Source organism: Streptomyces sp. NPDC036822 (genome assembly GCF_055609145.1).
Genome location: NZ_JBVJPY010000009.1, coordinates 217,457 through 230,971, shown reverse-complemented (window position 1 = coordinate 230,971; position 13,515 = coordinate 217,457). Strand labels below are relative to the sequence as shown.

Genomic DNA, 13,515 nt, shown 5'->3' with positions numbered 1-13,515 from the left:
CGACGCCTGTGTACCGCCCCGTCGGCGCGCGGACGCCTGTGCACCGCCCCGTCGGCGCGCGGTCGGGCGGGGGAGGGCGTTCGACGCCGTACCGTGCCGGTCGCCCGGGGGCGGGGTGGTCAGGCGGCCCCGGCCATCCGCGGCGCACCGCGCTCGATGATCGCCGCCGTGTCCAGGCCGGGCGGCAGCGTTCCAAAAGCGATGCCCCAGTCACCGTCCAGGCGCGAGGCGCAGAACGCGTCCGCCACCGCCGGGTGGCCGTGCCGGACGAGCAGCGAGCCCTGGAGGACCAGCGCCATGTGCTCGACCAGGCGGCGCGCCCGGTACGCGAGCGCGGCGGGGTCGCCCAGGTCGCCCAGGTCCTTGCGCAGCCGCGCCGTCGCCGCGTCCAGCCGGCGGTCCGCGCCCGCCGCCCGGTCGACCTCGGCGAAGAACGCCTCGACGGCCTGGGGCTGCTGGCCCATCGCCCGCAGGACGTCGAGCGCGGCGACGTTGCCCGAGCCCTCCCAGATGGACGGCAGCGGCGACTCGCGGTAGAGCCGGGGCAGCCCCGAGTCCTCGACGTAGCCGTTGCCGCCCAGACACTCCAGGGCCTCGGCCGCGTGGGCCGGGGCCCGCTTGCACACCCAGTACTTCGTCACGGCGAGGCCGATCCGGCGCAGCAGCTCCTCCTCGTCGTCGCCCGCCGCCGCGCGGTCCACGGCCCCGGCCAGTCGCAGCCCGGCGATCGTCGCCGCCTCCGCCTCCACGGCCAGGTCGGCCAGGACGTTCGTCATCAGGGGCTGGTCCACAAGGCGTGCCCCGAAGGCGTTGCGGTGGGTGGCGTGGTGGACGGCCTGCACCAGCCCCTGCCGCATCCCGGACGCCGAGCTGACCGCGCAGTCCAGGCGCGTCATGTTCACCATCCGGATGATCGTGGCCACGCCGCGGCCCTCCTCGCCGACCAGCCGGCCGAGGGCGCCCTCGTACTCGATCTCGGAGGAGGCGTTGGAACGGTTGCCGAGCTTGTCCTTCAGCCGCTGGAGGCGGATCGCGTTGCGCGAGCCGTCCGGCAGGACGCGGGGAACCAGGAAGCAGGAGAGCCCACCGGGGGCCTGCGCCAGCGTGAGGAAGACGTCCGACATCGGGGCCGAGGTGAACCACTTGTGACCGGTCAGCGCGTAGAGACCCGCCTCCCCGGTCGGCACCGCGCGCGTGGTGTTGGCCCGGACGTCCGACCCGCCCTGCTTCTCGGTCATGGACATTCCGGCGATGATCCCGCGCTTCGACGTCGGCTCGCGCAGCCCGAAGTCGTAGAAGGGCGAGATGAGCAGGGGCTCGTACACCTCGGCCAGGTCCGGCTGGGCCCGCAGCGCCGGCACGGCCGCGTACGTCATCGACACCGGGCACAGATGTCCCGGATCGGCCTGCCCCCACACGAACACCTTGGCCGCGCGCGCCACATGGGCCCCCGGACGGCTGTCCCGCCACGGGGCGCCGTGCAGGCCGTGGCGGACGGCGACCGACATCAGCTCGTGCCAGTACGGGTGGAACTCGACCTCGTCGACCCGGTGGCCGTAGCGGTCGTGCGTGTGCAGGACGGGGGAGTTCCGCTCGGCCGCACGGCCCCACTCCTGGGCCTCCTCGCCGCCGGCCCGCACCCCCAGCTCCCGCACCTCCGCCTCGGCCCAGCCGGCGCCCTCGCGGTGCAGGCTCTCCAGCAGGGCCGGGTCGGCCGACACGTCGTAACCGCTCAGCGGGGGCACTTGGTTGGTGACCTCATGCGTGGTCGGCATCGGGAACTCCCAGGGCTCTCAGGGTGAAGGTGACCAGGGCGGGTACGGTGTCCGGCCCGACCGACCCCTCCGCCAGGGGGCCGACGAGCGCCTCCGCCCCCGCTCCCACGAGCGCGGAGGCGGTCAGGGAGGCGTCCTGGGGCGGAAGCCGCCCGGTGCGGACGCCCTCGGCGATCCGTTCGGCGAAGACGTCGCGGAACGCCCGGCGGAAGACGAGGCGCTCGGCGTCGACGGCCGGGTCCACGGGCTCCGCGAGCAGGGCGTACGCCAGGCGCGGCGACTTCAGGGCGCGGTGGGCGAAGGTCTCGATGACCGCGACGACCCGCTCGGCGGCGTCCGCGTGGCCGGCCCGGCCCGCGGCCTCGGACACGGCGGCCACCTCGCGGGAGACCACCGTGCGGAACAGCTCGACGGCCAGCTCGGCCTTGCTGGGGAAGTGCCGGTAGACGCTTCCCGTGGCGATCCCGGCCCGTGCGGCGACGGCGGCCATGGTGCATCCGGCGTAGCCGTGCTCGGCGAGGAGCCCGATGGCCGCGTCGACGACCGTGGTGCGCTGGGCGTCGAGCCGGGCCTGGACGGCGGGGGTACGTCGGTAGGGCATGAAAGAAGTGAAGCAGTGATTCATTGCTTCAACAAGAGGATGGGAGGCGTGCGAAGGGGTGCGTACGGAGGGGCGCATGCCGAGGGACGCATGCGAAGGGGCGCGTGCCCCGGGCCGGTGAAGGTCCGGGCACGCGCCCTGTGTCGCTCGTCGCCCGACGGGTCAGCCGACGAAGATCTCGGTCAGGGACCAGATCGCGAGGGCCGCCATGCACAGGCCGCCGATGCGCTGCACCGTCTTGAGCGGAACGCGCTTGGCGATGAACCGGCCCGCGACGAGGGCGAGCGCCGAGACGCTCATCAGGGCGGCGGCGGCGCCGATCGCCGTCGACCAGGTGCCGTTGGTGGCGGCCAGGTTGGCCGTGGTGATCTGGGTCAGATCGCCCCACTCGCTGATGAAGACGGCCATGAAGGCGGTGGAGTAGACCGGCCAGAAGCCGGTCACGGTCCTGCCGCCGGCGTCGTCCTCGTCGTCGTCGCCCCCGCTGCGGAGCAGCATGAACGCGCCGAAGGCGAAGAGCAGGGCCGAGATCAGCTTGACGATCCAGTCCGGCAGCAGGCCGATGAGGCTGCCCGCGCCGACGGCGATGGCGACGTGCACGACGAACGCGGTGGAGGTGCCGAACCAGACGTACAGCGGACGCATCCGCGTGCCCATGGCGAGGGACGCGAACATCGTCTTGTCGGGAAGCTCGGCGAGGAAGATCAGCCCGAAGGCGGTGAGGATCGCCAAGGGGTCGAGGTGCATACCGGGGGCTCTCTGCTCGATCCGGGCCCGGGATCCGCACGGCACCACGGTGGGCGACGGGAAGAACCACTCGGCCCGGCATGACGGACCACGCCCACGGAACGCGGACATGGCGAATGCCTGACCGAAGGTCTCGCCCGTCCACGCTCTCGCGCGGACCCGGCCACCGGGAACCCGAGGGTTCCAGTGTGTCGACGACCGGTTCGCGGGGCTACTCCCCTTCGCTGGCGGACAGTCTACCGGAGCCTTGCGCCGATCTTAGTAGACAGTGTCTATGGAGTTTGGTAGACACTGTCTATGACTCAGGACCAGGAAGCCGACGGACTGCGCGGCCGGCTCGTCGACGCCGGTGTCGAGCTGGTGGACGCGGAGGGGGCGCAGGCCCTCTCCCTCCGCGAGATCGCCCGGCGCGCCGGGGTGTCCCACGGCGCGCCCCGCCGCTACTTCCCCGCCCACCTCGACCTGCTCTCCGCCATCGCCCGCGAGGGCTTCGCCGAGCTGGCCGCCCGCGTCGCCGAAGCCGCCGAGGGAAAGGGCGGCGGCGCGGGCGACGACCATCGCGCCCGGCTGTACGCGCTCGCCGAGGTCTACCTCGATTTCGCCCTGACGCGCCGCGGCATGTACGAGCTGATGTTCCGGCACGACCTGCTGGAGAGCGGACGGCTCGGGCTGCGGGAGACGAGTCTGCCTCTCTTCGAGCTGCTGACCCGGCTCGTCGCTCTGGCCCTTGCCCGCCCGGAGGCCGACGCGGGCGTGGACGCGGGGGGCGGACGTGGGGCCGGGGGAGAGGGAGGGCCCGGAAGCGCCGACGGCGCCGCCCGCGCCACTCAGCCGTCCGTCGTCGCCGGGGCGCTCTGGGCGAACCTGCACGGGATCGCCCAGCTGTGGGGCTGGGGCAGCCTCCAGCTCGCCACCGGCGCCGACGCGGTGGCGCCCCTGCTCCGGGCCGCCGTCGACGCGCATCTCGGCCCGGCGGGACGCGGACGGTGACGGCCCGACGCCGCTCCCCGGAGCGTGTGCCCGGGCCGGGCGGGACGCGCGGGGTGAAGACCCGGCGCCGGCGCATCGGGCGGGCGCCTGGACCCGGCGGGGCACGCGTGGTGACGGCCCGACGCCGCTCCACGGAGCGGGTTCCCGGGCCGGGCGGGACGCGCGGGGTCGCGGTCCGGCGCCGTGCCACGCTCGCCTGCAGCGTCCTGGGCGCCGCCGTCGTCGCCCTCGACGGCACCGTGCTCACCATCGCCCAGCCGGCGCTCCAGCGCGATCTGCGCGCGGACGTCGACCAGGTCCAGTGGACGAGCACCGGCTACCTCATCGCCGTCGCCGGCCTCCTCGTCTTCGCCGGACGGCTCGGCGACCGCTACGGCCACCGCCGGCTCTTCGCCCTCGGCACGCTCGGCTTCGCGGCCACGTCGGCCTGCATCGCCTTCGCGCCCGGCATCGGCTGGGTGACGGGTCTGCGGGTCGCGCAGGGCGTCTGCGGAGCGCTGCTGCAACCGGCCACCCTGGGCATGCTGCGCGCTGCCTTCCCGGCCGACCGGCTCGCCATGCCGATCGCCCTGCGCACCAGCGCGATCGGGCTCGCCGCGGCGGCCGGCCCCCTCGTCGGGGGCGCGCTGGTGAGCGCGTACGGCTGGCGGTCCGTCTTCCTGCTCACCGCCGTGCCGGCGCTGCTCGTCGGCCTGCTCGCCGCCGCCGTCCCGTTGCCGGCCCCGCCGCCCGCTACTCGCGGCCCGCGCGCCTCCCGGGGGCTCGACCTGCCCGGCGCCTGTCTGCTGGCCGTGACGCTCGCCTGCCTGGTCCACGTGCTGGTCACCACTCCCAGCCCCCTGGTGACCCCGCTCGCGTGCGTCACGGCGCTCGCGGCCGGGTCCGCGCTCGTCCGGCACGAGCGGCGCACCCCGCATCCGCTGCTGCCACCCGCGGTGCTCCGGTCGACGCCCGTCCTCGCCGGCCTCGGCACCCTGCTCGCCGCCTCCGCGGCCCTGTTCGGCACGCTGTTCGTGACCACGTACTTCCTTCAGGACACCCTCGGTCTCGACCCGCTGCACAGTGCCTTGTGGGCCCTGCCCCTGGCCGCCGTGATGGTGCTCGGCGCGCCCGTCGCCGCGCTGCTTCCCCGCCGCTTCGGCCCCCGCGTCACGACCGTCTCCGGCGCGTCCCTGCTCGCCGTCGGCGTACTGCTCCTCGCCCGGCTCGACGAAGGGGCGACGGCCCTGGCGACCGGAGGCTGCTTCGCCCTGGTCGGCGCCGGATTCGTCACGGTCATGGTCACCGCCACCGCCGTGCTCGTGCACCGGGCGGCCGTGGCCGACGCCGGGGTCGCCGGCGGCCTCCAGCAGACCGCCATGAACATCGGCCCGGCCCTCGGCGTCGCCGTCGCGACCCTCCTGATGACCGTCGTCCCGACCGGACGCGACGCGGGCGGCACGACGCCCGCCCTGCTGGTCCTCGCCGTCATCGCCACGGCCGGCGCGGCCGCTGCGCTGGGGCTCCCGGGGCGCCCACGGCCGCCGGAGGCCGAGGCCGACACCGGGGCGGACCCCGCGGCCGGCGTCGAACCCGGCCCGACATCCGGAGCGACCTCCGCGGCCTCGGCCGGCGCCACATCCGGACCGTGATCCGGGGCGGCATCCGCATCCGCTGCCGAAGCGGGAGCCGGTGCCCCCGGCCCCCTGCCAGGCACGGAGCGGCCGTAGCGGCCGGGGTGGGCGCGGGCGTACGCCGCCGCTGAGCCGGGTGGCCCAGGCGGCGCAGCCGCATCCGAGGCCGAAGCGGAAGCCGGTGCCCCGGAGCCCCCGGTGCGCACCGAGCGGCTTCCGCAGTCCGGGGCAGGCGCGGGCGGTCGCCGCCGAACCGGGCGGCCCAGGCGGCCCTCCCGGTCCGCGCCGTCGCCGTCCCTCGTCCGGACACGCCCCGGAGGGAACCGGAGACCCGCCGCGCCCTCTGCGTACGATCACGCAATGCCCCATGGTGGTCACCGTCAGTTCCCCTCCGCCCGGACGCGTACGCAGATCACCCTCGGTCGCTCGCTGCCCTTCGTGGTCATGGCGCTGACGGTCGTCGTCGATCTCCTCACCCCCGAGCGGGAACGGTTCGACCGCCTCCTGGTCGCCGCACCCGCCCTCGCCGCGGTGACCTGGGGCGTCCGCGGGACCGTCTTCATCGGCGGGCTCGCCATGGGGCTGCGCGCGCTGCTCGGGCTCTCGCGGGGGGAGCCGTTCCTGCCCGATCTGCTCGCCAACGAGGTGGTCCTCGCGGCGGTGACGGCGGCCGCCGTCTGGGTCAGCCGGGTCCGGGTGCGGTACGAGCGGGATCTGCGGGAGGTCACGGCAGTCGCCGAGGTCGTCCAGCGGGTCGTCCTGCGCCCCCTCTCGCCCCGGCTGGGTGCCCTGCGGCTGCACCTGCTGTACGTCGCCGCGGCGGCCAAGGCACGGATCGGCGGCGACTTCTACGAGGCGGTGCGCGTGCCCGGCGCCGTGCGGCTGATGCTCGGGGACGTCCAGGGCAAGGGGCTCGGGGCCGTCGAGACCGCGTCCGTGCTGCTCGGCGCCTTCCGCGCCGCCGTCGACGAGGCGGCGGACCTGCCCGAGCTGGCCGACCGGCTCGAGAAGGGCCTCGACCGCTATCGCACCTGGGAGCCGGACTCCGACGCCGTCGAGCGGTTCGCCACCGTCGTCCTGGTGGAGGTCCCCGACGACGGGCACATCGCCCGGCTCCTCAGCTGCGGCCACCCCGCCCCGCTGCTGCAACACGGCTCAGGCGTACGGCCCGTGGAGTTCACCGACCCTTCCTTGCCGCTCAGCCTGGCGGGCCTCGCCGACCAGAGGCACCGCGTCGAGGAGGTGCCGTTCGGGCCGGGGGACCGCCTGCTGCTCTTCACCGACGGGGTGAGCGAGACCCGCGACCGTGCCGGCGTCTTCTACCCCCTGGAGGAGCGGCTGCGCGGCTGGGCGGGCGTCCCCGGAGAACGCCTCCCAGCCCTGCTCCACACCGATCTCGTGGCCTACGGGGCCGACGGCCTCGACGACGACGTGGCCGCCGTCCTCGTCGTACGCCCGTGATCCGGAGGCCGTGACGGCCGGCTCAGCCGAGCGCGTGGCCCGTCGTCGCGTCCACGTGGTCCGGGATCTCCCCGTGCCGGTCGCCGACCGAAAGCGTCCCGGTCGGCTCGAAGAGCAGGATGGACGCGCCGGAGGGAGCGTACGGGCGGTGCTCGGCCCCCCGCGGGACGGTGAAGACGGAGCCCTTGGCCAGCGTCACGGTGCGCTCCGTCCCGTCCTCCCGCAGCGCGATGCGCAGTTCGCCGTCGAGGACGAGGAAGAACTCGTCCGTGTCGTCGTGGGCGTGCCAGACGTGCTCGCCCGCCACCTTGGCCACGCGGACGTCGTAGTCGTTCACCCGCGTCACGATGCGAGGGCTCCACAGGTCCTCGAAGGAGGCGAGTGCCTGGGTGAGGGCGATGGGGTCGTTGCTGCTCAGGTCGCTCATGCGCCCATCCTGCGCCGTGACCGAGTACCGCCGCGAGTGCTAGAAAGAGCACATGTCGCAAGGATCCTCGCACGGGGCGGAGCGGGACCGTACGGGCCCGCACCGGGTCGTGGTCATCGTCGACGCCAACTCCAACCCCTTCGAACTCGGCTGTGCCACCGAGGTGTTCGGGCTGCGCCGGCCCGAGATCGGCCGCGAGCTGTACGACTTCCGGCTCTGCTCGCCCGAGCCCAGGACGCTCATGCGCGACGGGTTCTTCACCCTCACGGGTGTCGCGGGGCTCGACGCCGCCGACGACGCGGACACCCTGATCGTCCCCAACCGCCCGGACGTGCAGGTGCCCCGCCGCCCCGCCGTGCTCGACGCCGTCCGCCGTGCCCACGCGCGCGGGGCACGCCTGATCGGCTTCTGCAGCGGAGCCTTCACCCTGGCCGAGGCGGGGGTCCTCGACGGCCGCAGGGCGACCGCGCACTGGCAGTGGGCGGACTCCTTCCGCGCCCGCTTCCCCTCCGTACGGCTCGAACCGGACGTCCTCTTCGTCGACGACGGGGACATCCTCACCGCCGCCGGCAGCGCCGCCGCCCTCGACCTCGGACTGCACGTCGTGCGCCGTGACCACGGCGCCGAGGTGGCCAACGCGGTGAGCCGCCGACTGGTCTTCGCCGCCCACCGGGACGGCGGGCAGCGCCAGTTCGTCGAGCGACCGGTCCCCGACCTGCCCGAGGAGTCCCTGGCGCCGCTGCTCGCGTGGGCGCAGGAGCGGCTGGGCTCCCCGCTCGCCGTCTCCGACCTCGCCGCCCGCGCGGCGGTCAGCCCGGCGACGCTGCACCGCCGCTTCCGGGCCCAGCTCGGCACGACCCCGCTCGCCTGGCTGACCGGCGAGCGGGTGTCCCTCGCCTGCCGTCTCCTCGAACGCGGCGACGTCTCCCTGGACGTCGTAGCCCGCTCCAGCGGACTGGGTACGGCCGCCAACCTGCGCGCGCTGATGCACCGGCAGACGGGCCTGTCACCCTCCGCGTACCGCCGCCGTTTCGGTCCGGCGGCGGGCTGATCCCCTTCGGATCGCCCCCTCGCCCCTCGGCGCCCCGTTCGGGCGGCACCGTCGCGCCCCGATCCGCGGCCCGTCGGCCCGTACCGCTGCCCTCTCGACCCGCCCTCGCGCCGACGCCGTCGGACGGGGCACCTCGTCACGCGCCTGCCCGGACCGCCTGCCCGGACCGCCTCCGCGGCCGGTCCGGGGCGCCTCAGGAGCGGTACGGCGTGTTCGCCGCCGCCCAGTCCGCGAGGGCGCGGGCGCAGTCCGCCACCGACTCGCGCCAGGTCCTGGCCGCGCCGGCACCCGCCTCGTCGCTGACGTGCTTGACGATGCGCAGCGGGACCCCGGCGACGGCCGCGGCGGACGCCAGGGCGTACCCCTCCATGTCCACCAGCGGGGCCCGGGCGGCGAGCCGGGCGCGGGCCGCCTCGTCCGAGATGAAGGCGTCGCCGGTGGCGAGGACGACCCCGCCGCCGTCCGGGAGGGCCAGCGGCCCGCCGTAGGTCTCACCGGTCAGCGTGGCGAGCAGTTCGCCGTCGAGGTCGTGCTGGAGCACGGCGCCGACGACGTGCGTCCCCGTCCAGCCCGGCCGCAGGGCACCGGCCGTGCCCAGATTGACGACGCCGGAGGGGTGGGGGCCCCGGCCGAGCGTGGTGGCGAGCGCGGTCGCCGCGTTCACCTTGCCCATGCCGGTCAGCAGGATCGGCAGGTCCGTGTCGAGGAACTGCGCCTCCTCCTTGACGGCCAGGACGAGCAGGGGTCGGTCGGCCGCTATCTTCCCGATGAGTTCCATGGGGTCACGCTAGTTCGAGACGCCCCCGCCCGTACAACCGGCGGGTTCCGACCGGCCCCGTGACCACCGCGACACCGCCGGTCACCGCCGCCGCGGTGCCCCCTCCGTCACCGCCGCCACCACCCCGAGAGACGATTTCACGCCGCGGCGTGTTTCTTACTGCAGGACGCTTGTGCGCGGGCCTTCGTCCCGGCACGCTCCTCGGTATGAACACAGCCAGGCACGCCAGTGAACGCCTGATGAGCTGGCCCTCGCTGATCGCCGACCCCGCCCTCTGCGGCGCCGAGGTCGGCCTGCGGACCGCCACGCGCGAGATCGTCCACTTCCACGGTGAACACGAGGCCGACGTCCACCTGAGCCGGGCCATGATCGCGAAGCTGCGGCCCGCCCTCCTGGGGTCCAGCGCCGTGCGGTTGCGTGCCGGTTCCGGCTGGGTGACGGTCCGTCTGGACATGGGATCCGACATCGACTTGCTGGCGACGCTGGTGAGCGCCGCGCTCCAGGCCTCCACCCGCGCCCCGGACACGGGGGACGGCGTGCCGGACGGCTGCACCCGCACCTGACGTCCGCGTAGCCCGTTCGGCGGCATGCCGGAGGGGTCCCGTCTCCCTGCGGGTACTCCCCGTGGCATGCCCCCCACATCCGGTGCGCCCCACGAGGCCGCCCTCGACGAGCACGGCCACCGGTTCCGCAGGCTCTACCAGCGCGTCGTGACCTCGGTCATCGGACTCGCCTGGAGCCGGGGGCGCGAGATGGAGCTGATGCACCGGGCGATGGGGTTCGCGGCCCTCAGCCTCCTCACCCTCGTACCGCTGCTCATCATCGTCGCCGCCGCCGACCTCGCCAGCGGCCGGGGCTTCGCCCGCTGGCTCGTCCAGGGCCTCGGGGTGTCCGAGGTCTCCGAGGAGGAGGTCGAACAGCTCTTCGGTCAACCGGGGCAGGCGCTGCAACGGACCACCGCTTTCGGCCTCGCGGCGCTCGCGGCGTTCGGTGTGACCTTCGGTTCCGCCGTCCAGACGGGATACGAGCGGGTGTGGGACCTCCCGACCGCTCGCTGGCACACCATGTGGCGCCATGTCGTCTGGCTCGCCGTGCTCGTCGCCGCGCTCCTCGTCTTCGCGGCGACGCCCCCACCGGAGAGCGCCGGCGCGACCGTCGCGGTCGCCGCCGCGGACACGGTGGGGACCGCCCTCTTCTTCTGGTGGTCGCAGCGCTTGCTCCTCTGCGGGCGGATCCGGTGGCGCGCCCTCGCCCCCGGGGCCGTCTGCACGGCGCTCGGGCTGTTCGGCCTGCGGATCTTCTCCCAGTTCGTCTTCTCCCCGCTGATCGCCTCCAACGCCGTGACGTACGGGCAGTTCGGGACGGTCCTCGTCCTGCAGTCCTGGCTCGTCGGCGTCGGCTACGTCGTGTACGGGGGCGCGCTGGTCGGCCGGCTGATCCACGAACGCCGGGTCGCCCGGCGGCTCGATCGGGAGCCCCTCGACCCGACCCCTGATCCGGGCTGACCGGGGGCCGCGCCCGTGCTCACCCGATCCGGTGACGCGCGGACGGCTCGGCCGGCGCCGCCGTGCGGACCGCTTGGATGGGAGTGATCCACATGGTCCGACCGCCGAGAGAGAGCTGCCCCATGGCGAACACCTGGCTGCCGCCCGCCGAGTACATCGCGACGCTGCCGAGAGCGACGGCGTACGCCTGCCTGTACTTCACCGACACCGACGGCCGGCCCTTCCAGCTCCGCGCCTCCTACCCGACCGAGCTGTGGCAGTGGCCCGGAGGCAACATGGACCCGGGGGAGACGCCCTGGCAGACGGCGGTCCGCGAGTGTCACGAGGAGACGGGGATCGTCTTCCGGGGCCGGCCGCGGCTCCTCGGCACCCACTTCGTCGGAGACCAGGGGGAGGAGTGGCCCGCCAACCGCATCGGGTTCGTCTTCGACGGCGGCGTCCTGACCCGGGACCAGCTTGACGCCGTGGTCCTCGACCCCGACGAGCACAGCGAGTTCAGCGTGCGCACGCTGGCCGAGTGGGAGCGGGAGATGACGCCACGGAGCTTCGCGCGCCTCGCGGAGATCGACCGGGCGCGTCGGCTCGGCACCACCGTGTACGTGGAGAGCGGCGCCGAGATCTGAGAGGGGCGGCGCGCCGAGCGCGGGACGCTCCGGGAGGCCGGGGCGTCCCGCACGGCGTGAGGAGGCTTCAGCCGGGGGAGCGGCATGCCGCCCCGGGGGACTCCGAGCATGCACCAGGTGGTTTCAGAGGATTTCATGGGATCTCATCTGATATGTCTGGGACGTGTGCTGGAGCGCGACGGCCGATCTCGTGGCGGGCACCGCCATCGCCGCCGTCGGGGTGGCCTGCCTGGCCTCCGTGCGACGCCCCGGCGACGCGCCGCTGGCCGCCCTGCCCCTGCTGTTCGGCGCACACCAGATCGTCGAGTCCGCGGTCTGGCGCGCGGGCGGCGGCGCGGGCCCGGCCACGCTCGCCTGGGCCGTGATCGCCCTGCCCCTGCTGGCCCTGTGGGTCCCGCTCGGGGTCCTGGCCGCCTCCCCGCGAGCCGACCGACGGCGCCTGGCGGTCCCGGTCGCGGCCGGCGCGGCCGTCGCCGGCGTCCTCGGCCACCGCCTGGCCGACCGGCCCGTCACGGCCGAGGTCCGCGGCCACACCCTCGGATACGTGCTCGACCTGCCCTTCGCGGCCCCGCTGATCGCGGCCTATCTCCTCGCCACCGTCGGCGCGCTGCTGCTCTCCCGCGACCGCCTGCTGCGCCTCCTCGGCCTGCTGACCGGCGCCGGAGCGGTCGTCTGCGTCCTGCTGTGGCGCACGGAGTTCGTCTCCACCTGGTGCGCCTTCGCCGCCGTCGCCTCGCTCGTTCTGCTCGTCTGGGTACGAGGCCGTAACCCCCGGGCGCCTCGGCAGTTGACCAGGGCATGAAGAAGCGCAGCATGCTCGCCATCGCCTCCCTCGCCGCAGGCGTCGTCACGGCCCTCGTCACCCCGCCGCCCCACGCGACCGCCGCCACCGGCGCGGACGCGGGTGCGGCCGGCCTCACCGGACTCTCGCAGAACGACACGGAGCTCGACACCCTGCTGGACGAGGCCACGCCCGTCGTTCCCGACGGCAGCCTTCAGCTCCCCGACAGCGGCCCCCGCCCGTAGTCGGTGTCAGGACCGGGCAAGGAACGGATCTACGGATCCCCGCACCCACGGCGGTGTGCGGGGATCCGTCATGTGGCGGCAGCCCGTGCGCGCGCCGCGCACAGGGAATGACAGGATGTCCCCATGAGCGAGAACGTCTACTTCGACATCACCATCAATGACGAGCCGGCCGGCCGTATCGTCTTCAAGCTGTTCGACGACGTCGTCCCGAAGACGGCGAAGAACTTCCGCGAGCTCGCCACCGGCGAGCACGGCTTCGGCTACGCGGGCTCCCCCTTCCACCGCGTCATCCCCCAGTTCATGCTCCAGGGCGGTGACTTCACCCGGGGCGACGGCACCGGCGGCAAGAGCATCTACGGCGAGAAGTTCGCGGACGAGAACTTCCAGCTCAAGCACGACCGCCCGTACCTCCTCTCGATGGCGAACGCGGGCCGCAACACCAACGGCTCCCAGTTCTTCATCACCACCATCGTGACCGACTGGCTCGACGGCAAGCACGTCGTCTTCGGTGAGGTCGTCGAGGGCCAGGACCTGGTCAAGAAGATCGAGGGCCTCGGCTCCCGCTCCGGCGCCACCAGCGCCAAGATCGCCGTGTCCGCCTCCGGCGTCGTCAAGGCCTGAGCGCCCTCCGCCCCACGCACACCGGCGCGCCCCTGAGGGGAGCGCGCGACCGCCCCTGCCGAGTCCTCGCAGGGGCGGTCTTCGTCTGCGCCCCCGCCCCGATACGGCCCCCGGCTCGTTAACCGGATGCGCGCCTCCGGTGCCGCGTGTACGGTCGCCCCACGTGCCGATTCCGTACGGTCGCGCCACACGCCGACCCCGTACGCCCGCGGCCCGCGCCGAGCCCGGCCGGAACCTGGAGGTGAGCCCGCATGAACGACCAGCGCCCCCCTCGGGCCCTCCCCGTCGTCGCGGCGG

General features: G+C 74.4%; 15 protein-coding genes. 10 read left to right on the top strand and 5 right to left on the bottom strand.

The window, feature by feature from the left end:
* Window positions 1-119: 119 nt before the first annotated feature.
* The 3 genes from ACZ68P_RS21975 to ACZ68P_RS21965 all read right to left on the bottom strand — a co-directional run bounded on the left by ACZ68P_RS21975 (window position 120) and on the right by ACZ68P_RS21965 (window position 3,123).
* The gene (locus ACZ68P_RS21975) at window positions 120-1,775 is read right to left on the bottom strand and encodes an acyl-CoA dehydrogenase family protein (protein ID WP_471008626.1); all 1,656 of its coding nucleotides are present in this window, start codon (window positions 1,773-1,775) and stop codon (window positions 120-122) included.
* Complete coding sequence (locus ACZ68P_RS21970) at window positions 1,759-2,376, bottom strand: TetR family transcriptional regulator (protein ID WP_471008624.1); 618 nt, start codon at window positions 2,374-2,376, stop codon at window positions 1,759-1,761. Before ACZ68P_RS21970 ends, ACZ68P_RS21975 begins: the two co-directional genes overlap by 17 nt.
* A gap of 162 nt (window positions 2,377-2,538) precedes the next feature.
* Entirely contained in the window at window positions 2,539-3,123 is a 585-nt protein-coding gene (locus ACZ68P_RS21965; protein ID WP_471008621.1) for a TMEM165/GDT1 family protein, read from the bottom strand.
* A gap of 297 nt (window positions 3,124-3,420) precedes the next feature.
* Here ACZ68P_RS21965 and ACZ68P_RS21960 point away from each other — a divergent pair, with 297 nt between their 5' ends.
* The 3 genes from ACZ68P_RS21960 to ACZ68P_RS21950 all read left to right on the top strand — a co-directional run bounded on the left by ACZ68P_RS21960 (window position 3,421) and on the right by ACZ68P_RS21950 (window position 7,187).
* On the top strand, window positions 3,421-4,113 hold the full coding sequence (locus ACZ68P_RS21960; protein ID WP_471008618.1) for a TetR/AcrR family transcriptional regulator: 693 nt from the start codon (window positions 3,421-3,423) through the stop codon (window positions 4,111-4,113).
* A gap of 107 nt (window positions 4,114-4,220) precedes the next feature.
* Window positions 4,221-5,744 (top strand): MFS transporter, encoded by a 1,524-nt coding sequence (locus ACZ68P_RS21955; RefSeq protein ID WP_471008616.1) that lies wholly within the window; start codon window positions 4,221-4,223, stop codon window positions 5,742-5,744.
* A 342-nt stretch (window positions 5,745-6,086) separates the two neighbouring features.
* Entirely contained in the window at window positions 6,087-7,187 is a 1,101-nt protein-coding gene (locus tag ACZ68P_RS21950; protein ID WP_471008614.1) for a PP2C family protein-serine/threonine phosphatase, read from the top strand.
* A 22-nt stretch (window positions 7,188-7,209) separates the two neighbouring features.
* Here ACZ68P_RS21950 and ACZ68P_RS21945 read toward each other — a convergent pair whose 3' ends face one another.
* Complete coding sequence (locus tag ACZ68P_RS21945) at window positions 7,210-7,614, bottom strand: cupin domain-containing protein (RefSeq protein ID WP_471008611.1); 405 nt, start codon at window positions 7,612-7,614, stop codon at window positions 7,210-7,212.
* A 52-nt stretch (window positions 7,615-7,666) separates the two neighbouring features.
* Between ACZ68P_RS21945 and ACZ68P_RS21940 the strand changes: the two genes are divergently transcribed.
* Window positions 7,667-8,665, top strand: a complete 999-nt coding sequence (locus ACZ68P_RS21940; protein ID WP_471008608.1) for a helix-turn-helix domain-containing protein — start codon at window positions 7,667-7,669, stop codon at window positions 8,663-8,665.
* Between the two features lie 193 nt (window positions 8,666-8,858).
* On the opposite strand, the gene ACZ68P_RS21935 is transcribed toward ACZ68P_RS21940, so the two are convergent.
* The gene (locus ACZ68P_RS21935) at window positions 8,859-9,443 is read right to left on the bottom strand and encodes a nucleosidase (protein WP_471008605.1); all 585 of its coding nucleotides are present in this window, start codon (window positions 9,441-9,443) and stop codon (window positions 8,859-8,861) included.
* Window positions 9,444-9,649: 206 nt separating this feature from the next.
* Between ACZ68P_RS21935 and ACZ68P_RS21930 the strand changes: the two genes are divergently transcribed.
* From ACZ68P_RS21930 to ACZ68P_RS21905, 6 genes are all read left to right on the top strand, one after another.
* Window positions 9,650-10,006 carry a luciferase domain-containing protein gene (locus tag ACZ68P_RS21930; RefSeq protein WP_471008603.1) on the top strand — a complete coding sequence of 119 codons (357 nt, stop codon included), beginning with the start codon at window positions 9,650-9,652 and terminating at the stop codon, window positions 10,004-10,006.
* A 66-nt stretch (window positions 10,007-10,072) separates the two neighbouring features.
* Complete coding sequence (locus ACZ68P_RS21925) at window positions 10,073-10,948, top strand: YhjD/YihY/BrkB family envelope integrity protein (RefSeq protein ID WP_471008601.1); 876 nt, start codon at window positions 10,073-10,075, stop codon at window positions 10,946-10,948.
* A 122-nt stretch (window positions 10,949-11,070) separates the two neighbouring features.
* Window positions 11,071-11,571 (top strand): NUDIX domain-containing protein, encoded by a 501-nt coding sequence (locus ACZ68P_RS21920; RefSeq protein WP_471008598.1) that lies wholly within the window; start codon window positions 11,071-11,073, stop codon window positions 11,569-11,571.
* 163 nt (window positions 11,572-11,734) lie between these two features.
* Window positions 11,735-12,373 carry a DUF6629 family protein gene (locus ACZ68P_RS21915; protein ID WP_471008596.1) on the top strand — a complete coding sequence of 213 codons (639 nt, stop codon included), beginning with the start codon at window positions 11,735-11,737 and terminating at the stop codon, window positions 12,371-12,373.
* Window positions 12,370-12,597 (top strand): hypothetical protein, encoded by a 228-nt coding sequence (locus tag ACZ68P_RS21910; protein WP_471008593.1) that lies wholly within the window; start codon window positions 12,370-12,372, stop codon window positions 12,595-12,597. The genes ACZ68P_RS21915 and ACZ68P_RS21910 overlap by 4 nt, the downstream gene beginning before the upstream one ends.
* 123 nt (window positions 12,598-12,720) lie before the next feature.
* Window positions 12,721-13,218, top strand: coding sequence for a peptidylprolyl isomerase (locus ACZ68P_RS21905; protein ID WP_471008590.1), 498 nt, complete (start codon window positions 12,721-12,723; stop codon window positions 13,216-13,218).
* The last annotated feature ends 297 nt before the right edge of the window (window positions 13,219-13,515 follow it).